This is a genomic window from Bacillus sp. BC08, assembly GCF_054326875.1.
Genome location: NZ_JBTGPA010000035.1, coordinates 610,543 through 633,549, shown reverse-complemented (window position 1 = coordinate 633,549; position 23,007 = coordinate 610,543). Strand labels below are relative to the sequence as shown.

General features: G+C 36.6%; 34 protein-coding genes. 13 read left to right on the top strand and 21 right to left on the bottom strand.

The genetic code is table 11. From position 1 onward, the window contains the following. Positions 1-18 precede the first annotated feature (18 nt). Positions 19-1,371, bottom strand: coding sequence for an acetyl-CoA carboxylase biotin carboxylase subunit (gene accC / locus ACXVYO_RS21450; RefSeq protein WP_061677463.1), 1,353 nt, complete (start codon positions 1,369-1,371; stop codon positions 19-21). A 16-nt stretch (positions 1,372-1,387) separates the two neighbouring features. Then, complete coding sequence (accB, locus tag ACXVYO_RS21445; RefSeq protein WP_000472874.1) at positions 1,388-1,876, bottom strand: acetyl-CoA carboxylase biotin carboxyl carrier protein; 489 nt, start codon at positions 1,874-1,876, stop codon at positions 1,388-1,390. Between the two features lie 469 nt (positions 1,877-2,345). On the opposite strand from accB, the gene ACXVYO_RS21440 reads away from it, so the two are divergent. Beyond that, entirely contained in the window at positions 2,346-2,540 is a 195-nt protein-coding gene (locus ACXVYO_RS21440) for a hypothetical protein (protein WP_033678013.1), read from the top strand. Between the two features lie 99 nt (positions 2,541-2,639). Here ACXVYO_RS21440 and ACXVYO_RS21435 read toward each other — a convergent pair whose 3' ends face one another. Genes ACXVYO_RS21435 through ACXVYO_RS21395 form a run of 9 tightly spaced genes read right to left on the bottom strand, consistent with a single transcriptional unit; the run spans position 2,640 to position 8,161 of the window. After that, the gene (locus tag ACXVYO_RS21435; RefSeq protein ID WP_073516467.1) at positions 2,640-3,296 is read right to left on the bottom strand and encodes a SpoIIIAH-like family protein; all 657 of its coding nucleotides are present in this window, start codon (positions 3,294-3,296) and stop codon (positions 2,640-2,642) included. Between the two features lie 15 nt (positions 3,297-3,311). Then, positions 3,312-3,974, bottom strand: a complete 663-nt coding sequence (gene spoIIIAG / locus ACXVYO_RS21430) for a stage III sporulation protein AG (RefSeq protein WP_144612675.1) — start codon at positions 3,972-3,974, stop codon at positions 3,312-3,314. Continuing rightward, complete coding sequence (gene spoIIIAF, locus ACXVYO_RS21425; RefSeq protein ID WP_458468425.1) at positions 3,964-4,596, bottom strand: stage III sporulation protein AF; 633 nt, start codon at positions 4,594-4,596, stop codon at positions 3,964-3,966. The genes spoIIIAG and spoIIIAF overlap by 11 nt, the downstream gene beginning before the upstream one ends. 12 nt (positions 4,597-4,608) lie before the next feature. Beyond that, entirely contained in the window at positions 4,609-5,781 is a 1,173-nt protein-coding gene (gene spoIIIAE / locus ACXVYO_RS21420; RefSeq protein WP_458468424.1) for a stage III sporulation protein AE, read from the bottom strand. Between the two features lie 10 nt (positions 5,782-5,791). Then, positions 5,792-6,175 carry a stage III sporulation protein AD gene (gene spoIIIAD / locus ACXVYO_RS21415; protein ID WP_077393170.1) on the bottom strand — a complete coding sequence of 128 codons (384 nt, stop codon included), beginning with the start codon at positions 6,173-6,175 and terminating at the stop codon, positions 5,792-5,794. A 23-nt stretch (positions 6,176-6,198) separates the two neighbouring features. After that, on the bottom strand, positions 6,199-6,402 hold the full coding sequence (gene spoIIIAC, locus ACXVYO_RS21410; protein WP_000020914.1) for a stage III sporulation protein AC: 204 nt from the start codon (positions 6,400-6,402) through the stop codon (positions 6,199-6,201). Positions 6,403-6,416: 14 nt separating this feature from the next. Then, positions 6,417-6,932: a stage III sporulation protein SpoIIIAB gene (spoIIIAB, locus tag ACXVYO_RS21405; RefSeq protein WP_073516470.1), complete on the bottom strand. Its 516-nt coding sequence runs from the start codon at positions 6,930-6,932 to the stop codon at positions 6,417-6,419. Next, a complete protein-coding gene (gene spoIIIAA / locus ACXVYO_RS21400) occupies positions 6,926-7,852 on the bottom strand; it encodes a stage III sporulation protein AA (protein ID WP_458468423.1) in 927 nt (308 codons plus the stop codon). Before spoIIIAA ends, spoIIIAB begins: the two co-directional genes overlap by 7 nt. 27 nt (positions 7,853-7,879) lie before the next feature. Beyond that, positions 7,880-8,161, bottom strand: a complete 282-nt coding sequence (locus ACXVYO_RS21395; protein WP_000816054.1) for a YqhV family protein — start codon at positions 8,159-8,161, stop codon at positions 7,880-7,882. A 289-nt stretch (positions 8,162-8,450) separates the two neighbouring features. Here ACXVYO_RS21395 and ACXVYO_RS21390 point away from each other — a divergent pair, with 289 nt between their 5' ends. Then, on the top strand, positions 8,451-8,771 hold the full coding sequence (locus ACXVYO_RS21390; RefSeq protein WP_458468422.1) for a hypothetical protein: 321 nt from the start codon (positions 8,451-8,453) through the stop codon (positions 8,769-8,771). A 35-nt stretch (positions 8,772-8,806) separates the two neighbouring features. On the opposite strand, the gene efp is transcribed toward ACXVYO_RS21390, so the two are convergent. From efp to ACXVYO_RS21370, 4 genes are read right to left on the bottom strand one after another with little or no spacing between them, the layout of a single operon-like run. Further along, on the bottom strand, positions 8,807-9,364 hold the full coding sequence (gene efp / locus ACXVYO_RS21385; protein WP_000626520.1) for an elongation factor P: 558 nt from the start codon (positions 9,362-9,364) through the stop codon (positions 8,807-8,809). A 21-nt stretch (positions 9,365-9,385) separates the two neighbouring features. Beyond that, positions 9,386-10,447, bottom strand: a complete 1,062-nt coding sequence (pepQ, locus tag ACXVYO_RS21380) for a Xaa-Pro dipeptidase (protein WP_458468421.1) — start codon at positions 10,445-10,447, stop codon at positions 9,386-9,388. Between the two features lie 4 nt (positions 10,448-10,451). After that, positions 10,452-10,892, bottom strand: a complete 441-nt coding sequence (gene aroQ / locus ACXVYO_RS21375; RefSeq protein WP_000757087.1) for a type II 3-dehydroquinate dehydratase — start codon at positions 10,890-10,892, stop codon at positions 10,452-10,454. Positions 10,893-10,944: 52 nt separating this feature from the next. Further along, entirely contained in the window at positions 10,945-11,433 is a 489-nt protein-coding gene (locus ACXVYO_RS21370) for a YqhR family membrane protein (RefSeq protein WP_073516477.1), read from the bottom strand. A 244-nt stretch (positions 11,434-11,677) separates the two neighbouring features. Between ACXVYO_RS21370 and ACXVYO_RS21365 the strand changes: the two genes are divergently transcribed. Both ACXVYO_RS21365 and ACXVYO_RS21360 read left to right on the top strand, forming a co-directional pair. Continuing rightward, positions 11,678-12,598 (top strand): DUF1385 domain-containing protein, encoded by a 921-nt coding sequence (locus tag ACXVYO_RS21365; RefSeq protein WP_000807116.1) that lies wholly within the window; start codon positions 11,678-11,680, stop codon positions 12,596-12,598. Positions 12,599-12,677: 79 nt separating this feature from the next. After that, positions 12,678-13,079 carry an SA1362 family protein gene (locus ACXVYO_RS21360; protein WP_046956360.1) on the top strand — a complete coding sequence of 134 codons (402 nt, stop codon included), beginning with the start codon at positions 12,678-12,680 and terminating at the stop codon, positions 13,077-13,079. Here ACXVYO_RS21360 and ACXVYO_RS21355 read toward each other — a convergent pair. From ACXVYO_RS21355 to splB, 3 genes are all read right to left on the bottom strand, one after another. Then, on the bottom strand, positions 13,076-13,738 hold the full coding sequence (locus ACXVYO_RS21355; RefSeq protein WP_458468420.1) for an HAD family hydrolase: 663 nt from the start codon (positions 13,736-13,738) through the stop codon (positions 13,076-13,078). The two genes, ACXVYO_RS21360 and ACXVYO_RS21355, sit on opposite strands and share 4 nt — an antisense overlap. Before the next feature lie 53 nt (positions 13,739-13,791). Then, positions 13,792-14,220 (bottom strand): transcriptional regulator MntR, encoded by a 429-nt coding sequence (mntR, locus tag ACXVYO_RS21350; protein WP_001143071.1) that lies wholly within the window; start codon positions 14,218-14,220, stop codon positions 13,792-13,794. Between the two features lie 144 nt (positions 14,221-14,364). Beyond that, positions 14,365-15,390, bottom strand: coding sequence for a spore photoproduct lyase (gene splB / locus ACXVYO_RS21345; protein ID WP_270339969.1), 1,026 nt, complete (start codon positions 15,388-15,390; stop codon positions 14,365-14,367). Positions 15,391-15,546: 156 nt separating this feature from the next. On the opposite strand from splB, the gene ACXVYO_RS21340 reads away from it, so the two are divergent. The 3 genes from ACXVYO_RS21340 (at position 15,547) to ACXVYO_RS21330 (ending at position 17,581) form a co-directional block, all read left to right on the top strand. Further along, positions 15,547-15,864: a PadR family transcriptional regulator gene (locus ACXVYO_RS21340; RefSeq protein WP_000556083.1), complete on the top strand. Its 318-nt coding sequence runs from the start codon at positions 15,547-15,549 to the stop codon at positions 15,862-15,864. A 5-nt stretch (positions 15,865-15,869) separates the two neighbouring features. Further along, entirely contained in the window at positions 15,870-16,541 is a 672-nt protein-coding gene (locus tag ACXVYO_RS21335) for a DUF1129 family protein (RefSeq protein WP_458468419.1), read from the top strand. 200 nt (positions 16,542-16,741) lie between these two features. Continuing rightward, the gene (locus ACXVYO_RS21330; RefSeq protein ID WP_088022494.1) at positions 16,742-17,581 is read left to right on the top strand and encodes a hypothetical protein; all 840 of its coding nucleotides are present in this window, start codon (positions 16,742-16,744) and stop codon (positions 17,579-17,581) included. 28 nt (positions 17,582-17,609) lie between these two features. Here ACXVYO_RS21330 and ACXVYO_RS21325 read toward each other — a convergent pair whose 3' ends face one another. Then, positions 17,610-18,446 (bottom strand): lipoate--protein ligase family protein, encoded by an 837-nt coding sequence (locus tag ACXVYO_RS21325; RefSeq protein ID WP_000514071.1) that lies wholly within the window; start codon positions 18,444-18,446, stop codon positions 17,610-17,612. A 171-nt stretch (positions 18,447-18,617) separates the two neighbouring features. Here ACXVYO_RS21325 and ACXVYO_RS21320 point away from each other — a divergent pair, with 171 nt between their 5' ends. Continuing rightward, positions 18,618-19,001 carry a rhodanese-like domain-containing protein gene (locus tag ACXVYO_RS21320; RefSeq protein ID WP_048531103.1) on the top strand — a complete coding sequence of 128 codons (384 nt, stop codon included), beginning with the start codon at positions 18,618-18,620 and terminating at the stop codon, positions 18,999-19,001. A gap of 39 nt (positions 19,002-19,040) precedes the next feature. Here ACXVYO_RS21320 and ACXVYO_RS21315 read toward each other — a convergent pair whose 3' ends face one another. Further along, positions 19,041-19,577 carry a DNA polymerase III subunit delta gene (locus ACXVYO_RS21315; RefSeq protein ID WP_458468632.1) on the bottom strand — a complete coding sequence of 179 codons (537 nt, stop codon included), beginning with the start codon at positions 19,575-19,577 and terminating at the stop codon, positions 19,041-19,043. Between the two features lie 378 nt (positions 19,578-19,955). On the opposite strand from ACXVYO_RS21315, the gene ACXVYO_RS21310 reads away from it, so the two are divergent. From ACXVYO_RS21310 to ACXVYO_RS21290, 5 genes are all read left to right on the top strand, one after another. After that, positions 19,956-20,933, top strand: coding sequence for a LacI family DNA-binding transcriptional regulator (locus ACXVYO_RS21310; protein ID WP_458468418.1), 978 nt, complete (start codon positions 19,956-19,958; stop codon positions 20,931-20,933). Positions 20,934-21,030: 97 nt separating this feature from the next. Continuing rightward, on the top strand, positions 21,031-21,612 hold the full coding sequence (locus ACXVYO_RS21305) for a TetR/AcrR family transcriptional regulator (protein ID WP_002073006.1): 582 nt from the start codon (positions 21,031-21,033) through the stop codon (positions 21,610-21,612). 71 nt (positions 21,613-21,683) lie between these two features. Further along, on the top strand, positions 21,684-22,016 hold the full coding sequence (locus tag ACXVYO_RS21300; RefSeq protein WP_131934236.1) for a DMT family transporter: 333 nt from the start codon (positions 21,684-21,686) through the stop codon (positions 22,014-22,016). A gap of 1 nt (position 22,017) precedes the next feature. After that, entirely contained in the window at positions 22,018-22,332 is a 315-nt protein-coding gene (locus tag ACXVYO_RS21295; protein WP_000312621.1) for a DMT family transporter, read from the top strand. 15 nt (positions 22,333-22,347) lie between these two features. Then, positions 22,348-22,605, top strand: a complete 258-nt coding sequence (locus tag ACXVYO_RS21290) for a DUF3975 family protein (RefSeq protein ID WP_458468417.1) — start codon at positions 22,348-22,350, stop codon at positions 22,603-22,605. A 16-nt stretch (positions 22,606-22,621) separates the two neighbouring features. On the opposite strand, the gene ACXVYO_RS21285 is transcribed toward ACXVYO_RS21290, so the two are convergent. Next, on the bottom strand, positions 22,622-22,807 hold the full coding sequence (locus ACXVYO_RS21285) for a hypothetical protein (protein WP_458468416.1): 186 nt from the start codon (positions 22,805-22,807) through the stop codon (positions 22,622-22,624). Positions 22,808-23,007 lie beyond the last annotated feature (200 nt).

Here is a 23,007-nt window from a genome sequence, read left to right as displayed (position 1 = left end):
AAAACCTCCTTTAATGTATCACTGCGTCACAAGTTCATGCTCTTCCAAAAATTTCGTATTAAACTCACCTTTTACAAAATCAGGATGATCTAGCAATTGCAAATGGAACGGGATTGTTGTATGTACGCCTTCAATGACAAACTCACTGAGTGCACGCTTCATTTTTGCAATTGCCTCTTCACGTGTTTTTCCGTGAACAATTAATTTAGCAACCATCGAATCATAGAAAGGTGGGATTGAATATCCCGGATATACAGCTGAATCGACGCGAATACCAAATCCGCCTGGTGGCAAGTACATTTCTACTTTACCTGGAGATGGCATAAATTTTTTGGCAGGGTTTTCCGCATTAATTCGGCATTCAATTGCCCAACCATTAAATTGTACTTCTTCTTGCTGTAACGATAACTTTTCTCCAGAAGCAACACGAATTTGTTCTTTAATTAAATCCATCCCTGTTACCATTTCAGTAACTGGATGCTCAACTTGAATTCTCGTATTCATCTCCATGAAATAAAAGCTTTTCGTTCTATATTCATAAATAAACTCAACCGTACCAGCACCTGTATAATCAACCGCTACCGCCGCTTTAACTGCCGCCTCACCCATCTGCTTGCGAACATTTTCATCAAGTGCAGGTGATGGACTTTCTTCTAGTAGTTTTTGCAAGCGGCGCTGAATTGTACAATCACGCTCTCCTAAATGAATGGCATTTCCGTGTGTATCTGCCATTATTTGAATCTCAACATGGCGGAAATCTTCAACGTACTTTTCTAAGTATACACCAGGGTTCCCAAAAGCGGTACTAGCTTCTTGCTGTGTAATTTGAATTCCTTTTACAAGCTCTTCTTCATGGCGTGCAACACGAATACCTTTTCCGCCGCCACCTGCAGTTGCTTTAATAATAACTGGATATCCAATTTGATTAGCAAGCTCAATCGCTTCTTCGGTATTTTTAATAATCCCTTGTGAACCTGGTACAATCGGAACCCCTGCTTCTTTCATTGTATCACGAGCAACGTCTTTTGTGCCCATCTTTGAAATAGCTTCTGGACTTGGACCGATAAAAATCAAGTTGCATTCACGGCATAGCTCTGCAAAATCTGCATTCTCTGCTAAAAATCCGTATCCCGGATGAATAGCATCACAGCCTGTTAACTTCGCAACACTAATAATGTTCGTCAAATTTAAATAGCTTTCTTTCGAAATCGTTGGCCCTACACAATACGCCTCATCAGCAATTTGTACGTGAAGTGACTCTTTATCTGCTTCTGAATAAATTGCGACTGTTTCAATATCCATTTCTTTACAAGCACGAATAATTCGTACAGCAATTTCCCCACGATTGGCTATTAATACTTTTTTTATCATCACAAAGACTCCCTTATTACGCTTTTACAAGAAATAGCGGTTGTCCATATTCCACAAGTTGTCCATTATTAACAAGAATCTCAACAATTTCACCATCTACATCAGCATCGATTTCGTTAAATAATTTCATAGCCTCGACAATGCATACGATAGAATCTTTCGATACTCTATCCCCTACACTCACATATGCAGGTGTATCAGGCGAAGAAGAAGAATAGAATGTACCTACCATTGGTGATGTAATTTTGTGTAGGTTTTCATTTTGAACAGCTTTTTTCTCTTCTTGTTTTGGTACTTCCACTTGTGCTGCCGCTACTGTTGTTTCAACTTCAACAGGTGCTACTGGTTGCACGACTTGTTTTGCTACAGGTGCTTGCACAGCAACAACTTCATTACCACGCTTTTTCATTTTGATTGTCGTACCATCTTTTTTGTATTCAAATTCATCAATATTAGAGCTATCAATTAATTTAATTAATTCACGAACTTCTTGAATTTTAAACATGTAAAATCCACTCCCATACTCTTGTTTGTCCCGTTTTTACAGATTCTCGTCACTAAAACTAGATTGACTGTAAAAATACGATGTACTCTATTAGAAAATGCATTTCATTTACTAATAGAAATAATTGCTATTTCCATCTTACGATAAATTTTTTAAACATTCCAATTTATATTTCTTTATAATAAATCGAAACTCCTGTAAAAATATTATTTCAATAATAATTTATTACCTAGTAATAATACCAAGTTTCATACGAAATTGGCAAGACCACTTCCTAAAAAACATTTCTTACTTTTTCAAAATGCCACAAAGTAAACGTATCATTACCGCTCCACTCTTCACCTCATCTATAGTCAACAACATATTTTTACCAAATATTATTTTTTTGTTTACACGTCGTTCATCATTCCTTCATATAAGAATAGTATGTTCAAAGTGTAGAAAATATATTGTATCGAGGTGTGGACACATGATATGGCTCATTCTCTTCCTACCTGCCGTAATGGTCTGGGCATTCGTTCTCTTCATCCACGTCAAATCCGGAAAAAGTAATCATCGTTACCATGAACCGCTAATCTTTTACTCACAACGTATTTCTCCGTTCCGAGTTGAACATAGTAAAAACAACTACAAAGACGAAACGGAAAAAAGCTATCGAAAATGATAGCTTTTTTCTATTATTATTTTTATCTAACTATTTTCAAACAATCCAATTCGTAAAAGCTAATAATCCGCGGAGGATTTCCCCGCGGATTATTAGCTTTTATTTTGTTGGTGGATCAAATTTCACACCTACATCTTTTGAGCCGCCTTCACTTCTTACAAGCTGTATAATTTTATTCGCTTCTTTTTGTGAATGCTTCGCTGCTTTCACAGTTACTCTAATGTCAGTTCCGTCAGCTCTTACAAGGGCATCTTTATATCCTCCTTGAGACTTAATCACTGTCTCAAGTAATTCTTGCTTCGTTTCCATTGTAGTGATTGCATCAAAATTATCTTTTGCTTTACTCTTTTCTGTTGCTGAAGATTTTGCTGAATTCATCACTTCTTGTAATCTTGATTTTTCTTCACTTCGCTGATCTTCCATTTGCATACGTAACGCTGTGAAATTTTCATCACTTGATTGAACTGTTACGTTAGCATCTTTTTTACTTGTTTCTTTGCTAGCACTCTCTTTTTTGTTTGTTTCTTTGTTTGTTTCTTTATTTGATGTTTCTTTGCTTGTAGTTTCTTTTTTTGGCGTTTCTTTCGGTGCTTCATTTGTTACCGCTTTATCAGTACCTTGTTTTTCTTGTCCAATCTTTTCACCTGTTGCCGGCGATGCAGTATTCATTTTGTCAGGAGTTGTTACGTAATAAACAGATAGTACAACAACTAAACTTAACATCGTTAATAGCCAAACCGTTTGTTTTTTTAACACTTTATTTCCTCCCTATCAATTTTTCGGCGAAACTGAAACACGATGGGCTGGTACATCTAGCAGCCGTATTACAGCTTCTTTTACCATCGCTTTAACTTGTATATTATCCACTCCCTTTGCTACGACAAGGACACCTCGCACTTTCGGTTTCTCTGTTCGTAAAACAACGGGAGTTTCTTTATCACCTTCACGTATAATAACTGTCTTTTCATCAAGGGATTCATCTTCTACTTCCCTCTTACCACCTGTCTTATCTGTTTCACCTGTTGTTTGTGAACGTTTCACTGTATTTTTCTCTAATATTTTTTCTTCAGATGAATCTAAATTCACTTTAATCGTTACATCTTTTACTCCTGCTATTTCTTCTAAGGCTGCTTTTAATTCTTGTTCATACGCTTTTTCATACTTTTCTACATTTGACATACTATCGTTATTTTTTTGTCCAAAAGTTGGTACGTCTTTTTCTTGGTTTTGCGTTTTTTGTTCTTTAAATACAGGTACTTCTTCTTTTTTACTTGAAAATAAACTACTAGAAAACATAAGCAAAATTCCAAGTATGAGTAGGACAAGTAAAAACTTAGGTGTCACCTTTTTTCCCTTCTCATTGCTTTCTTTTTCATCCCCATTCAATAAGTTTCGAAAAAATGAGAACTTCGAATTTTTATCTTTATTGTCCATTTACTCTACCTGTCCTCCCTTCCATTTGAACTTGGATTTGTTTATTCTCTAGTTGCCACCTGCTTGAAAAGAAGTCTTTCATTTCTACATTCGTTTCTTCTACTTTTTTCGTTGGTTCTTTCGTGTTAATTTCAACTGGTTTTACTGTTTCGATTGCATCATTTTTACTACGTTCTTTTTCTTTCAGCGTCACAACAACAGTTTGAATATCTTTCGCTGACTTTACTTCCGCTGTACTTTCCGCTGCGACTATTTGTATTTCAGAGACTGTCATACCATACTTTTTCTCGAATTCTTTTCCTACTTCTTTTTTCATTTTGGTAGCCATCTCTTCTAAACTATATGCACGTGTTAGAGCTTGTATTTCTTTTTTCTTCGAATCTATTGAATTTTTTACAGATCCTTCTGCTACGTACTTCTCTTCATTAAAATTTGCGATTACTTCATTCACATCGGTTTGCAATAGTTTAAAAAGAGGCGTTAAGATTAATACAACTAATAATAGACTTACAACGAATTTAACGTACTTTTGCAAATTAGAATTTGGAAGAATAAGATGCAGCATTGTCGCTAAGAGTAAAAAAACGATAATATTTCTAATCCACTCTGTAACAAATTGCATACCCTTCACCTCCTACCGCATCATAAGTGTAATGTTCCCCGCAGCAATAATAATTGTGATACTTAAAAAGAACATAAATGATACGATAGCTAAGCAAGCAAATACATAAATAATGCTTCGTCCGATAATATCTAAACATTGAATAATTGCTCCGCTGCCAACTGGCTGTAATACTGCTGCTGCGAATTTATAAATAAACGCGATACAAAAAATTTGAATCGCTGGAAAAGCAACAATTAAACATAGAATGACGAGCCCTATAATTCCGACTGTGTTTTTTAATAACCCCGATGCACTAATAACAGTATCCGCCGCCTCTGTAAACATTCTTCCTACTACAGGAATAAAGTTCCCTGTTACAAATTTAGCAGTTTTCACAGCGATTCCATCAGCAACAGCTGTCGCTGTTCCTTGTACAGATAATACCCCTAAAAAAATCGTTAAAAAAATACCGATAATCCCAACGCTTACGTTTTGCAGAAGCTTGGTCAATTTCGTAACTTTATATTGATCACTCATCGTACTTACAATACTTAATATCGTTGCAAGTAATAAAAGTGGTAGAACGATATAATTCATCAAAAGCCCGCTCGTGTTCATTAAGAAGATGATAATCGGATGAAAAAACGATACAGATACAACACCACCTCCAGTTGCTATGAGTGCAAGTAAGATTGGCAATAGCGCTAATATGAAATCTACCATTGTTTGTATCGTTTCTCTAGCATATGTCATGACGACATAAAAACTATTTAATGCGAAAATAATCAGTACCATATATACAACAGCATCAGCAATTTTACTTACACTACTCTTTGAAAATGCAGATTGCAGTGATTGCAACAATGCACTAAAAATTGTAAGCATAATGAGCGTTCCAAGTAGCTTGCCATTTGCAACAAGCTCGTGAAATAAATACTTTAATAAACCTAGCATCCACTCTTTTATAGAAATTTCTTTTTCTCCCTTTACAAATTCCATAAAACTACCTTTTTGACTCTCTGGTAAATAACCTCCATATTTTGTAACAAGCCCGTCCCAAAATTGCTTCACATCTTCAATTCCGAGCTTATCCAATTGTTGATCAACGACGTTTGTTTCTACAGGAGAAGCTTGTACAACAACCGGTAAAGAAAAGAAAAGGAAGCAAGCAAATAGCAGCTTAGCTCCAAACTCCCTCAACATTCACTCCCCCTTATCCCGTCGGTAAAAATCCGAGAATAGTTTCAATTACAACTGTCAAAATAGGGATCGCCATTACTAAAATTAAGATTTTTCCAGCTAATTCAATTTTTGAAGCGATTGCACCCTGCCCTGCATCTTTTGTAATTTGTGCTCCAAACTCAGCAATATAAGCAATCCCAATAATTTTTAGCAACGTTTCTACATATACGTTGCTAACTTTCGCTTCACTCGCTACTCTCTCAATCATTTGTAAAATAGAGTGAATTTGATCAATTAAAATAAGAAACATCACGCTACCTACGAACACAATAAATAACGACGTAATGCTAGATTTATGCTGATTTAATACAGCCGCTAAAAACGTAGCAACGAGGCCTAATCCGACAATTTGTATAATTTCGATTCGAACCGCCTCCTTTACTGGAAGAGAAAGACACTCTTAATCTTGTCGAATAGCGTATTAATTAAAAATGCCACATGAAATAAAATAACGACAAAACCGACAAGGATAACCCAATTTGCAATATCCTCTCGCTTTAATTCTTTTAGTACGGTATGAATAAAAGCTAAAACAATGCCGATTCCGGCGATTTGAAATATTAATCCAACATCAATGGACATCGCCTTTCTCCCTCCTATAGCAGTAAAATTACGATAAGTAGCCCCGCTAGTACCCCTAAGCTCTTAATCATTTTTTCATATTGCATTTGTAAAGCTTTCGCTTCGCCTTCTTCTCTCTCCAAATGTGTAATACATAAGCGAATATGTTTTTGTTGTGATTCACGATCATGTTGTCCGAGCGTTTCGCCAAATTGCTGCAAAATCTCGTACTCAGTTTGTTGAAATGCTGTTAGCTTCCAATTTTCTTTCAAACTATCTATCCAAGCTTCTCTTACTGTTTGTTCTCCGCTTTCTAGCCTTCTAGCGAAACTTTGAAATATCCAATTTAACGGCTTTGGCATTTGTTTCACTAATCGCTCGGCGGCTTCAGACAAAGGTGTATGCCCATACATAATTTCTGCCTCTAATGATTGAAGTGCCGCTTTTAATAATCTAAGTTGCCGCGGCCTTTCGCTATATTTTTTTGCGTATGAAAAGCCGAAAAAGGTGCTGACCGCAACGATTAACACTGCACCAAATATTTTTACCATACGCCCTCAGCCTTTCTATGAGGTAATACCGATTTTCCATATTTATCTTTCACTTGCATAACTGTTCCTGGCCCTCTTGCTTTTGATAGCTCCACAAACCTATCAAATATACCGAGCTCCATCACCGCTTTTAGTGATGGACGTTTCACAACATCATCATAAGAAAATCCATGTGCACTTATAAAAAGCTGAACCCCTGCATGCACCGCCTCCATAATTGCTTCACTATCTTCTTTACGTCCGATTTCATCTACAATCAAAACATCTGGACTCATAGAACGAATCATCATCATCATTCCTTCAGCTTTTGGACATGCGTCTAACACATCTACTCGTGTGCCGAAGTCATATTGCGGAATACCTTTCACGCAGCCTGCAATTTCTGACCGTTCGTCTACAATCCCAACTTTACAAGAAGGAATTTTCGAAGCACTTACACCTTGACTCATGCAACGTGCTACATCTCTTAAAAGTGTTGTTTTCCCCGTTTGCGGTGGGCCAATTACCATTGTGTTTAACCATCGTGATTCATACAAATACGGCAAAAGTGGTTCAGCTATTCCTATTTTTTGACGAGCGATACGAATATTAAAGGAAGAGACATCTCGAATCATTTTCACTGCGCTTTTTTCTGTAATGACTTTTCCAGCTAAGCCGATTCTATGTCCCCCTCGAAGTGTCACATAGCCTCTTTTTAATTCCTCTTCCATCGTATAAATTGAGAATTGACTTAACTTATTCAATAAGTAAATGGCATCCTCTGCTGTAACGATATAGTCATAAAAAAACACTTCGCCATGAGCAATACACTCTAGCGGTCTTCCAATTCGAACACGAATTTCCTCTAGAGCATCGCACCACTTACAACTTTCCACTAACTGCTTCATCGTTTTCGGTAAAACTTCTAATACTTCTTTCATCAGCTTCTCCCCACTATACTCGACTTACTATTTCAACAACGCGATAAAAATGCAGCCAATTCCAAGCGCTAGAAAAAAGAGTTTCAAGAAAGAAATTTCACTTGCCACACTCGCTATGCCTATTGTCATTGTTAAAATTAATACGGTCGGTCCAACAAACGCCAACATACCATTTATAAACAATGCTTTCTTCGCATCATTCACATAAAGCATAAGCAAAGCGGCGAATATTTCCGCGCTACCTGAAAACAACCGAAGTAACCCCATTACAAGCACGGATGTTTCCATTGCCGCTAGCCACTGTTTCATTCTCCCACCTTCTCCCATAACGGTTACTATTGCTGTCTGCTACAAAAGAGTATATTTGTACAACCATATGCAGGGGTTGTCTATTTCAGAAGTAAAAACATAATTTTTCTCTATCGCCTAATCTCATCCCGAATATTCTTATTACATGGGATATTATGGTATATTTAATAGTAATAGGGAGTATAGACGATGCAGCACGAGAGATAAAACTAAAGTCATCTTGGGTACTACATATCGTATCACGCCATTTTTTAAAATTGACTATATGTGCAAAATGAGGGGGGAAAATATGAAGGTATTAAAAATTAGTTTAACGATTGTATTAGAATTGGCTCTTATTTATCTTTTTTCATTAGTGGTCAGTTGGTCATTTATGGAGACCTTTTTCCTTGGTAGTTTAGCGATATTTGCAATTACGTGGCTAATTATTATGAGTAATCATAGAAACAACATTACAGATCATGCAATCAGTAAAACACTGACTGGTGTTGAGACTGGCGAGATAAAACCATTTCAAATTGTTTTGACTCCGTACATTATGGGTACTCTTTCACTTGTCTTAGTTAGTTTTGTTATAACCACGATTTATTATCTGCCCTATTTCCTATAAAAAAAGCACTCGTGATAATCACGAGTGCTTTTCTACTATGCACGAGAAACGTATTTACCTTCACCAGTGTTGATGATAAGCATTTCGCCTTCGTTAATGAAGATTGGTACTTGTACAACAAGACCAGTTTCTAATGTAGCTGGTTTTGTTACGTTAGAAGCTGTATCTCCTTTAATACCTGGCTCTGTTTCTGTAACTTGTAATTCAACTGTGTTTGGAAGTTCAACACCAAGTACTTCATCTTGGTATGTCATAATAGATACTTCCATGTTTTCTTTTAGGAATTTAAGTTCGCGCTCGATTTGTTTTTCACCAAGTTCGATTTGTTCATAAGTTCCGTTATCCATAAATACGTGAGACTCACCGCTCGCGTATAAGTATTGCATACGACGGTTTTCGATGTGTGCTTTTTCTACTTTTTCACCTGCACGGAATGTTTTCTCTTGAACAGATCCTGTGCGAAGGTTACGTAGTTTAGAACGAACGAATGCAGCACCTTTACCTGGCTTTACGTGTTGGAAATCCATTACTTGCCAAAGGGCATTGTCCACTGAAATTGTTAAACCTGTACGAAAATCGTTTACTGAAATCATGTAAAAAAATCCTCCTGTATATTACAAAATAATAAGTTCTTTTGGTGATTTCGTAATTACTTCATTACCTTCACTTGTTACAATGATATCATCTTCAATACGTACGCCGCCAATACCTGGAATATAAATACCTGGTTCTACTGTTACAGCCATACCTGGTTCAAGAACTGTATCAGAACGGAACGCTAAACCTGGTGCTTCATGGATTTCAAGACCGATTCCATGACCAGTAGAGTGTCCGAAGTATTCACCATATCCTTTTTCCGTTATGTAATCGCGCGTTAACGCATCCGCTTCACGGCCTGTTAAACCAGCTTTAATACCGTTCACACCACGTAGTTGTGCTTCTAAAACGATATTATAAATTTCTTTCAATTTATCAGATGGTTCACCAACTGCAATCGTACGAGTAATATCAGAGCAATATCCTTTGTAATAAGCGCCGAAGTCTAATGTAACGAAATCTCCTGTTTCTATCACTTTTTCAGATGCCACGCCGTGCGGTAATGCCGAACGAAGACCTGAAGCAACGATAATATCAAACGAAGAAGATGTTGCTCCTTGTTTTCTCATGAAAAATTCAAGTTCATTTGACACTTCAATTTCAGATACTCCCGGGCGAATGAATGATAGAATATGTTCAAAGGCAGCATCTGCAATCTGTGCAGCTTCCTTTAATATCTTAATCTCTGAATCAGTCTTTATCAAGCGTAACTTTTCTACAAGCCCAGAAGTTGGGATAAATTCAGCATCGATCGCTTCTTTATGCGCTGAATAAGAACTATATGTAAGAGTATCTTGCTCAAAGCCAAGCTTTTGAATTCCTAGTTCCTTCACTTGCTTTGCAACTTCATCAATGATTAATCCTGCATGCTGTATAATCTCGTATCCAACTGCTTGTTTACTAGCCTGCTCTACATAACGGAAATCTGTAATAAATTGAGCACGATTTTTCGAAATCAGTACAACACCAGCTGTTCCTGTGAAGTTAGCCATATATCTACGACTATGTTCATTTGTTAACAAAATACCGTCAATACCAGCCTCATCAAATGCACTTCTTACTCTTTCGATTTTCTCCATTACTTTATGCCTCCCTCAATTTCTCCATTAATGCAAATAACGCTAACTTATAGCCATAAAAACCAAATCCAACAATTTGTCCCGCACAAACAGCTGCCGTCACAGATTCATGACGGAACGACTCACGCTGGTGAATGTTAGAAATATGTACTTCAATAACAGGAATCGAAATGCTCGCAATCGCATCTCGAATCGCATAGCTATAATGCGTAAATGCTCCAGGATTTAAAATGATCCCTTCATATATATCTTCCGCCTCATGAATACGATCAATAATCGCACCTTCATGATTCGATTGGAAACATTCTAACTCCACTCCCATTGTTTCTGCTTCTTGCTTCATATCTGCTTCAAGTGTCGCTAGCGTGCCCTTTCCATATACATTTACCTCCCTGACACCGAGGCGATTTAGGTTAGGACCGTTTACGAGGAGTACCTTTTTCATATGCTTAAAACTCCTTAATATTAAATATCTATACAACATTTTAACATAGGAGTTACTTATTTGAATAGTTCGTCTTCTCTTCCCCTTCTCGCTCAGCTTTATTGGTATTTACTGCGTAGGAAACAGAATATGCTATAAACACACCATACAATATAAAAATGCATATCGTCGTCACAATTGTTTCTTTCGGTAAATGGAGTGCGCTTTTAATAGCAGGCGCTATTAACCCCATTCCGAAAAATAGTAACGCCCACCAAAATAGACCATAAATCATCCCTGGCAGAATTCCTTCAAACTTTGCTAAAAACGCTTTATACAAAAAGGCAATTAAAATCGAAAGTAGTCCCATACAAACGATTCCTGACACATTGCCCCATACCCCTTCTTTCCAGCTTCCAAAGGCAAATGGTAAAAGTAAATAGTTCGGTCCTGCTTCCGTAAATGAAAATATATGAAGGAAATACCATATCCCTCCCCAAAAGACTCCACCAAATAAACCAATTTGTACAAAATTTCTTGTTCCTAATTGTTCTTGACTCACATCGACACCTCCGCTCAATAGTATGCCCGAAACTATTTTGAACCATGTTTAAATACTGCGAAATTTGTCTATAAAAAGAATAAGAAATGTCCGACTCTCGTAACATTTTTCCTTGTCATATACTTGTATTTGTCGATAAAATAAAGGAAACTCGGTGATTGTCTTATTTCAAAATGACAGAACCCAGTATGACAATTGCCTCTTTTTCTACATAAGAGAGAAACAAATACAGGTTGGTGTTAACATGGCAGAAGAGTCAAAACAAATATATGGCGGGCAAGCAGTCATAGAAGGAGTTATGTTTGGCGGTAGAGAATATACTGTTACAGCGGTTCGTCGTAAAGATAAATCGATTGAATTTTATCGATTACCACGCGTTCGTAATAAAGCATTATCTATCCTGAAGAAAATTCCATTTTTACGAGGTATTGCCGCTATTGTGGATGCAAGTGCAAACGGAGCAAAACATTTAAACTTTGCTTCAGAACGATTTGATGTCCACCCAGAAGAAGACGAACAAATTGCAAATAACAAAGAAGAACAATCGAAATTAACGATGGTATTAGGAGTTGCAGCAGTTGGTGTTTTATCTTTCATATTTGGTAAAGTCATTTTCACAGCAGTTCCTGCACTACTAGCTGAATTAACGAGACCGATTTTCCCCTCTCATACAGGGCAAATCATTGTCGAAAGTGTCATTAAGCTCATGCTATTATTGAGCTATATATACTTTATTTCTTTAACCCCACTTATTAAGCGGGTATTTCAGTACCATGGTGCGGAGCATAAAGTAATTAATGCCTATGAGAATAACCTTCCAATGACTGTAGAAAATGTGCAAAAACAAACTCGCCTTCATTATCGCTGTGGCAGTAGCTTTATTATATTTACAGTCATTATTGGAATGTTTGTTTATTTCCTTGTCCCTACAGATCCACTTTGGGCCAGAGTCGTAAACCGAATTTTATTAATTCCAGTCGTTCTCGGCATTTCTTTCGAAGTGTTACAATTTACAAATCGATTACGCGATATTCCAGTATTACGCATACTTGGATATCCCGGATTATGGCTGCAACTGTTAACAACGAAAGAACCAACAGATGATCAAGTGGAAGTAGCCATTGCATCGTTTGAAGAATTATTACGTTTAGAAAACAAACAATAATTATTTAAAAATGGTGTTCAACTCCTTTCCTCATCGTTAATATACTATTTTTAATATATGTTTTTAGGAGGTGTTCCTTATGAACGGTCGTTCGTTTACTTTCGCTATATTTGTGCTTATTATCGGATTAGCAATATTCGGCCTTGTTTCATCTGTCATTACAGATCCAATGGGAGTGTTAAGAAATATTGGTATCATGTTGGCTGTCGTTGGTATCTTTTATTTACTCTACAAAATGTTTACAAACTCTAGTGGTTCTGCAAATTCGCAAAGCTCTTATAAGCGTGCTGCAAAACAATCGAACCGCAAACATGGGAAACAAAATGTAGCACCCCTAAGCAATTCTTTATTTAAATCAAACGCTTCTAATGACAAAGGGAAAAAAGGCACTCCTTCCACTTTGAAGCGAAAAAGAAAACAATCTCATTTAACTGTCATTGAAGGTAAAAAAACAAAAAAGAAAGACCGTGCTTCCTTTTAGGAAATACGGTCTTTTTTTATATTTTGCAGTACTTCTTTCAAACTTTTATCTTTCATACTTTCAATTCGAAGGTGATGATTTTCAAAAGGTAAGTTCCGTGTCACATCATTAGGTACTACGACACAATTTAATCCTGCTGCAATCGCTGCTTTCAAGCCGTTTAACGAGTCTTCAAATACAACTGCTTCAGACGGATTGATCCCTAAATCTTCTATCGCAAATCGATAAAGTGCTGGATCCGGTTTTACCTTTTCAACATCTTCTCTCGTTTTAATGACTTCAAAATAATCTCGAATTTGTAGTTCCTCCAAAAAAGGAATAATCCATTCTCTAGATGAACTGGAAGCTAATGCGATTTTCAATCCCATCTCTTTCGCTTCCTCTAAATATTCTTTTACCCCGTCACGAGCTTCTGGTATTTTCATTTTCTCTTTATGTAAAGTTTTCACTTTTTCTTTTAATGCATCCTTGTTAAACTTCTCTTTTAATTGCTCATTTAAATATGCATATAGTACATCATCTGTCGTTCCAATACATTTTGCAAATTCCTCTAAAGGTAACTCCCCGCCATACTCACGAACGGCGTCTCTGAAAGAGTGAAACCATATTGTTTCTGTGTCCACAATTAATCCATCAAAATCAAAAATAATTGCTTTCATAATTCTCCCATCCTTTTCGATTGAAATAAAAAAGGAAACGACATACGTTCCCCTTAATTACTTTTCTCTTCATTTGCTTTTTGAACACCACGAAGTGTTTCCACTCGAACCTCATCTTGTTCAAAGTATTGCACTAAATCACCGATGCGGTCAATTGCTTCCCAACTTAAATGATGTTCAATTCCTTCTACATCATTGTAAATCTTGCTTTCATCCAAACCGATAATACGCATAAATTGCTCTAGCAAGTCATGACGGTATACGAGACGTTCTCCGATTTTTTTACCTTTTGATGTTAATACAAGCCCTCTATATTTTTCATAAATTAGATATTCATCTTTGTCTAATTTTTGCACCATTTTTGTTACAGAGGATGGATGTACACTCAGCGCTTCAGCAATATCAGATACGCGGGCATAACCCTTTTCATCAATCAACAAATAAATTTGTTCAATATAATCTTCCATACTAGGGGTAGGCATCGGTTTCCTCCATCCAATTTCATTTTGCTCATTCCGTACGAAGCAATCAATAAAATGATACACCAGAAAGAATAACGTGACAAGTTGAAAACAAGCCTAAATATATAAAACAAAAAAGAATCTGTATTTGTATACAGACTCCTCTTAAGTAAAGTATTGTATTTCTGCATCAGGAAAAAACTCATGTATATAACCTCTTATTGTTTCTTCCAATACTTCCGCATCATCTTTTTTATATACGTATTTCCCGATGCCGTATCGTCCCCATTTGTATTTACGCTTCTCTTCATCCATTTCAAGTTTCGTGTTTGGATAACGCTCTTGAATGACCTTTTTTGCTGGTTTTGTAAAGCGATGTTGAATTAATTCAAATGTTAAATTCGGTATGGATAAATCTTTTAGTGCATTGTACAGTCGCTCAAATAATTCACGGTATCCTTCTTCCCATCCTTCATGCATATAAAGTGGCGCAACTATAAATCCAAGTGGATAACCCGCGCCTGCTACTTTACGTGCCGCCTCAATACGCTCTTCAAAAGGTGATGTCCCCGGCTCAAAATTTTTAATCACATACCGTGAATTAATACTAAACCGAAAACGGGTTTTCCCATTATGTTTTGCATCTAATAAATGATCAACGTGCGAATATTTCGTAACGAAACGTAAACGCCCATGCTCACTTTCCCCAATGAATTCAATTGCTCGCTTTAATGCATGTGTTAAATGATCAATTCCAACGATATCTGATGTACAAGCCGCTTCAAATCGTGTTATTTCAGGTGCTCTTTCATCCATATATTGCTTTGCCTTCTCAAATATTTCATCAAGATTAACATACACGCGAACGTAAGGCTTACTCCCAAGTGTCGTTTGCAAATAACAATAATGACAATGCCCCATACACCCTGTTGCGAGCGGGATTGCATATTCAGCTGACGGTTTTGACGTATCAAACTTTAATGTCTTCCTCACCCCAACTACAAGTGTTGCCTTTGCATTACGATACTTTTGCAAATCATTTTCACCTGGCAAATTTCTAATTTGATTATGAGATGTCGTTTCACGAATTTCTAATCCCATCTTCGTAAACTTCTCATACAGCTCTTTTCCAAGCGGATATTCAAGTGCCTTCGGCTCAAAGTAAACGAGTTTTGGCATAAATGGTTTCATACGCTTCCCTCCTCTCGTTAGTATGGGGAACGTTGAGAAATTAACACTCATAAAAGTTTTCCACATCAGTAACTTGCGTTGCAAGTTACTGAATGTTATAATTTGGATATCAGCTACCTTGCAACGCAAGTTACCTGAATAAAAGGTGGTGAAATCATGCACAGCCAAATGTTAAAAGGTGTGCTCGAAGGTTGCATCCTATACATCATTTCACAAGAAGAAGTGTACGGATATGAACTGAGTACAAAATTAAATAAACACGGATTTACATTCGTAAGCGAAGGAAGCATATATCCGTTATTGTTACGTATGCAAAAAGAAAAGTTGATTGAAGGAACATTAAAAGCCTCCTCACTCGGTCCAAAACGTAAATATTATCACGTAACCGATAAAGGATTAGAACAGCTTGAAGAATTTAAACAAAGCTGGGGAATGGTTTCAACGACCGTAAACAACTTATTACAAGGGGAGTGATAGGGATGAATGCACAAGACATGATTGAATTGAATAATAAAAAACGTGAGCTTTTAACTTCCAAAAACGAAACTGCTTATGGCGATATGTTAGTATACCTTCGGTTATCTAATGTACCCGAACATCAAGTAGAAGAACTTTTGTTAGAAATATTAGACCACCTTATCGAAGCACAAACAGAAAATAAAAATGCTTATGACATTTTCGGAAATGATTTACAATCTTACTGCGATGAACTTATATCAGCTTTACCAACCCAAACAAAGTTAGAAAAAACTTCTTTAATCGGTTTTGTTATTAGCTTACTTCTTGCTATACAGTTTGGAATGGATGCCCTTGCTTCTCTTTTCATTTTCCTGTTTGAAAAAAATACCGATATAACAAGCCCACCCTTTAGCATCCCTGGAACTACTTTGTCTGTTTCACTCATTATTCTAGGAATACTGCTTATATTATATTTATTAAAGCGTTACTCTTTTAATAAAAAAATAAATTGGAAAAGACGAATTCTATTCGGACTCACTTTTGCTACTCCATTTTGTTCAGCTATATTCGTAAATATTTATTTTAGAAAACAACCTTATCTCCTTTACCATCTAACTTTTTGGCAAAACGCCTTAATCGCTATCTTATTTTTTGCTTTATATAAATTATTATATAAAAAATCAAATTTTTAACAGCCTTTCAAAAGGCTGTTTTTCTTCTGTCTAATTTTACAAATTGAAAAATTTCATAAAGAAAATAAGAAAAATGCAAAATAATTAAAGTTAATTGTTGACGTGATGCTTTTATTATCGGTATCATAAATCTTCGTGAGCAATTATTTTTCGTTATACGATTTTTTTATTATTACTGAATTTTTGAGAGGAGAAATTAGATGTCAGTTAAGAAGAAAACGCAAGTACGCACCGGCAAAATGGTACGTGAACTAATGTTAGCAGACGAAGATGTAAATGCTTCGCTAATTATGGTATATAGTGAAAACGGTGTAAACGCAGAAATTAAAATCGAGGGCTTAACGCCAAAATGTAACGAAGAATTATTTTTGAGCGGAAACGTGGATTGGAACAAGAGTGTTATTTATAAAATTGTTGATTTCACTGGGAACGCTGAAGTTGGTAAAGTTACATTAACAGCGATGAACAAAAATAATGTTTCTCTAGAAGTTGAACGCGTTATGTGGAGCAAAGAAAATAAAGAAGCTGCTGAGCAAGAAGAAACAGTTGTAGAAGCTACTCCGAAAAAAGAAGTAGTTGTAGAAGCTCCAAAAGCAGTTACAGCTGCTCCAAAACCTGTTACGCGAGTAGAAACACCTGTAGCACCTAAACCTACTCCAGTACCAACGCCGAAGCCAGTAAGTGTAGAAGCAGCTGTGGAATTATCTACTCCAGCACCTGTAAAAAAAGCAGTACCAACTCCAGTTACAAAGCAAGAGACAGCACCGGTTGCACCTGCAAAACCGAAGCAACCTGCTTTGACTGAAACAAACACAAAACTACAAGAAAATTATGTGAAACTCGTGAAAAAGACAATTGAAGTTTGTCAAGATTACGAGCTTGGCATCGACATAGATGATTCTATTGAAAGCTTAAAACAAGAACTACAAAGCCAAGGTATTAGCGTTACATTTGACAAAGAAATTATGGACGTTGTAAATCGCCTTCGTTCTTTACAAGATAAAGGAATCAAAGTAGAAAAAGTACTTAATTTACTATAAAAAAATAAGAGGTGGCACTTGCCACCTCTTATTTTTTATAATTCCATTCCTTACTTTCATACTTCTCTTTTGCTAATGTTTGCACTTCATGTAACTGTTCTTCTGTTAATTCATATGGAACAAGCTCTACATCTAATCCTTTTTCAAACCCAACCTCAAACGCTTTAATCAACTGTTCAATTGTAAACGTACGGTCTGTTAATTCATTAATTGCTACCGCTTTAGAAGAGAACATACTCTTCATACGCTCTTTTACACGTTCATTCGGGAATAAAAACAGATCGTATAATTCATCTAAATCTATTTCTAACGGAATCGATCCGTGCTGTAAAATCACACCTTTTTGACGTGTTTGTGCACTACCTGCGATTTTTCTTCCTTCTACTACAATTTCATACCAAGACGGTGCATCAAAGCATACGCCTGAACGTGGATTTTTTAAATTTTCACGGTCTGCTTCCGTTTTTGGAACTGCATAATACGCTTCTAATCCTAATGCCTTAAAACCGTCTAATAAACCTTGCGAAATAATACGATACGCTTCTGTAACTGTTTTTGGCATATTTGGATGATCTTCAGACACAATAACACTGTAAGTTAATTCTTTATCATGTAGTACACCCCTGCCGCCTGTTTGACGACGAACGAATCCGTATTTCTTTTCGTTAACTACATCCATATTAATATCTTTTTCAACACGCTGGAAATACCCAACTGTTAATGTTGGTACTTCCCATTCATAAAAACGAATGGTTGGTGGCATTTTCTTTTCACTTTGCCAATTTAATAAACATTCATCTAACGCCATATTAAATGCCGGTGAACATTGACCAGAGTTAATATAACACCATTTTTCTTTTCCCATCCTGCACCTCATATAACCAATTATTTTTCACATTCTCTAGTCTACCAAATTCGACAAAATTTGTGAAAGAATACGAAATTTCTTCTTATTATGCAAATGAATCTGTTGCATAAATACATACGGGCATTATAATATTGAAAGTAGGATAAGAAAAAAGGGAGCGATAGAACCGTGTCAACAACTTGGATTATTTTATTAGCCGTAATCGTAGCGTTCATCGGCTACACTGTATGGATGTATTTCTATCAGAAAAAATTAATTAAAACACTTTCAGAAGAAGAGTTTCGCGCTGGCTACCGTAAAGCACAACTTATCGATATTCGCGAAGCGGACGAATATACTGCAGGGCATATTTTAGGCGCACGTAACATTCCGTTATCACAAATTCGCCTTCGTCATAAAGAACTTCGTAAAGATCAACCAGTTTACTTATACTGCCAAAGCGGATTCCGTACTGGTCGTGCGGCTCAATACTTAAAGAAACAAGGCTACAAAGATTTCTACCAATTACAAGGTGGATTCAAAACGTGGACTGGAAAAATTAAAAAGAAATAATAACATACAAAAACTAGCTGAATGATTCAGCTAGTTTTTTCATTCCATATTATTCGCAATGTATAATAAATTTTGCTTAATCACATCTTTATCATTCTCTTGTGCATTCCGGTACAGCAGCTGATATTCAAGTCCTTTCTCTTTCCAGATAAGCGTAGCAAATTCATCTCCTCGCTCGGAATCATCCTTATTTTTAAAATAAGCGAGTGCTCCATTATTCAATTTCATTTGTTCTTGAAATTGCTTCTCTTCCACGAGATCCGGAAAACTATAAGGAAAGTTCGCAACATTTAACTCAATATACTCATTTCTCCCCGGCTCCCGCTGTTTATATTTAATCATCAAAACAGTGTTCTTTTTTCCAATCGTTCTGACTTCCCCCTTCATATCACTCGTAATGTCATACGGTAAAAACGCCGGAACTTTAAATTTCACTGGAAAATATTTTGGAAGCTCCTTCAGCGGAATTGGATCCGTAACACGATCCATAGCTCCCCCTGTTGTTCCCACAAAGCTTTTTTCCTCCTGCATCGTTTGCTGAAACGAACATGAACTTAGCACTAGACTAGAAAACACGAAACAAATGATTCTTTTTTTCAATTTGTTTCCGCCCTTTCTTCATACCGCTCTCTTTATGAATAAAGCGTTAATGCCTGATTGGTGGGACTAATAATCCGCGGGAGATGCCCGACTGATTACAGTCTCACTTTGTATGCTATTCATATTCGCTTCATTAACAAACTCCCCCTTTGAAAACTTTCCACGTTATTCTCACACATTTTGACAAAACTATTTTGCAAACAAAAAGACCCCTATCATTCTTACGCCCAAGTGAAAAGGTTACGCGAATAAAAAGAAGCCTTATTCATACCATAGTTTATGAAAAGCTTTTCAGGTCAAGATTTTTTCATTCTTATTATTTTCCCTTTATAATAGGGGAAAGAGGTGATACATATGGCCAATATAAAACAAATTGCAAAAACCGCTGGTGTATCCATATCAACTGTTTCCCGCGTCCTTAATAATCACCCTTACGTAAAAGAAGAAAAACGTAAGCGTGTTCTAGATGCTGTTGAAGAATTGAACTATGCCAAAAATATAAATGCTATTCATTTAATAAAGGGAAAAACCTATACAATCGGGGTTATGCTCCCTTTCATTAACCTCCCATACTTCAGTACCATTATTGAAGGCATCGGAAACGAAGCGTTAGCAGCTGGATATCATATTAATTTATGTCAAACGAATTACGATAGCCTCGAAGAGATTCGTGTTCTTGAAATGATGAAAATGAAACAATTCGACGGAATGATTATTTGCTCTCGAACGAGTTCTTGGGAACAAATTGAACCTTTCGCAAAATTTGCCCCTATTATTTCATGTGAAAAGATGAAGCATCCCCTCATTTCATCCGTCTACGTAGATCACTATGAAGGCTTCCGTCTCGGCACTTCCTATTTACTAAGTAAAGGCCATGAAAAAATCGGAATCTGTTTAGCAAGAAAAACAAGCGCCAATTCTATGGAGCGCGAAAAAGCATTTGCTGATACGCTTCATAACGAAGGTAAAACGGTACATCCAGATTGGATTTTTCATCAGTGCTATACGATGCAGGATGGTGCAAAAATACTTCATCGCATTTTAAACATGAAAAATCGTCCAACCGCTATTTTCACAGCGAATGATCAAGTTGCAGCTGGTTTATTAACAGAGGCGCGAAAACATGGCATTCGAGTCCCTGAAGAACTTGCTATCCTCGGATTTGATAATCATGAAATTTCAAAGGCATTAGAAATTTCAACAATTGAGCATCCTGGCCTTACAATGGGCTCACATGCTTTTTCTTTATTCTATAAACAGATCCAAAGCGAGCAAATTGCCGGGAACGCAGAAGAGCTTTCATTCCATTTAATTGAGCGAGATACTGTCTAAAAAAGAGCGTTACCTATAGCGCTCTTTTTCAGCTCTTCTCCTATTGACTTTATATCTTCCATCTCATATAATAAACCTAACGAACGGTAGGTAGGGGATGAAAATGACAGCAAACCGCATTAAAGCTGTAGCACTTTCTCATTTCGCACGCTACGGCTACGAAGGAACTTCATTAGCAAATATTGCTCAAGAAGTTGGGATTAAAAAACCATCGATTTACGCACACTTTAAAGGAAAAGAAGAGCTATATTTTATATGCTTAGAATCCGCTCTTCAAAAAGATTTACAAAGCTTCACAGACGATATCGAAAATTTTTCAAATTCGTCTACTGAAGAATCGCTCTTACAGTTACTAAAGGGCTATGCAAAACGATTTGGTGAAAGCGAAGAATCAATGTTTTGGTTACGAACTTCTTATTTTCCGCCCGATGCATTTCGCGAACAAATTATCGAAAAAGCGAATACACACATTGAGAACGTCGGAAAACTTTTATTCCCTATATTTAAACGGGCAAACGAGCAAAGTGAACTGCATAACATTGAAGTAGAAGACGCTCTAGAAGCTTTTCTATGCTTACTAGACGGACTTATGGTTGAGCTACTATTTGCAGGTTTAAATCGCTTTGAGACTCGTTTAAACGCCTCTTGGCAAGTATTTTGGCGAGGCCTTTCAAACTGACGGATTGCTCCTTTGCAATGCGTCGTTTTTAAGCCCTTTACCTAACGACTGGTAGGAAGGAGAAATGACATATGGCATGGATTTATGTAATCATAGCTGGTATTATTGAAATCTTTTGGGTCATTGGACTAAAACACGCGGAGGCACCACTTGAATGGGCTGGCGTTGCATTATTAATTACAATTAGTTTCGTCTTATTATTTAGAGCTTATAAAGATTTACCTGTCGGCACTGTATATGCTGTCTTTACAGGAATTGGAGCTGGAGGGATCGTTCTGACAGAGATTTTCATCTTCGGAGAACCTTTCTCTATTGTAAAAGTTTTATTAATCGGCTTAATCTTCTTCGGCGTAATTGGTCTAAAACGAGTAACAGAAGAAAAAGAAGCGAAGGAGGCCGCATAAAATGGCTTGGGTATTTTTAATTCTAGCTGGTATTTGTGAAATTATTGGTGTACTCTTTATGAAAGTAGCCACTGAAAAGAAAGGCTGGGCACCAAAAGTTATTTTAATCGCCAACTTCGGCGTAAGCTTCTTCTTCTTATCTCTTGCGATGGACACATTACCGATGGGAACTGCTTACGCGATTTGGACTGGAATCGGAACTGCCGGAAGTGCACTTCTAGGTATTCTTATTTTCCGTGAATCAGCGGATTGGCGTCGTCTTGCCTTCCTAAGCTGCATTCTATGCGGCGCTGTTGGCTTAAAACTATTAAGCTAACGTGAGGTGAATGTCATGTGGAAAGAAAAAGGAAAACAAATGTTAGCATGGATTACACTTGGGATTGTCATTCTACTGCAAATCAGTTTTCACATAATAGAATGGTTGTTTCATAAAGTAATATCCATTCTTACATTTCTTCCTAGCATGGCACTTGAAATTGCATCTATTGCTTGGTCTATTATTGCCTCCATTGCAATCGTCATTATATGGAGTATCGCCAAACTATGGAATAAATTATTTAAAAAGGACAGTACTTCTGAAAAAGAGTAACTGTCCTTTTTTGTATTCATTCAGACTTTCTGTAGAAGTTTGATGTGATAAGACAAAGAAGACCAACTATGACAATACTTATACCAATCCCTTTATCCAAATTAGGAAATGGTGATGGGATATCTGAATAAAAATTTGCTAATATGAGACCAATTGAAAATAAAAGTACCCCTATTCTATATAACCATTTTCTTTTGTTCATCATTCTCCCCCTAACATTTTTCATACACTCCTTTCTTTTGGACATACTACCTAAAAAAGGAGTGAATACTATGCAAAATTCTATACATAAGCAGATCCTATTTTTATTTTTCTTCTTTCTCATTCTCGTTATCATTCTCAGCTTTATATTACATACTCCAAAAGATGTTGTACCGAATAGCCTCTCTGTTTATAAACTCT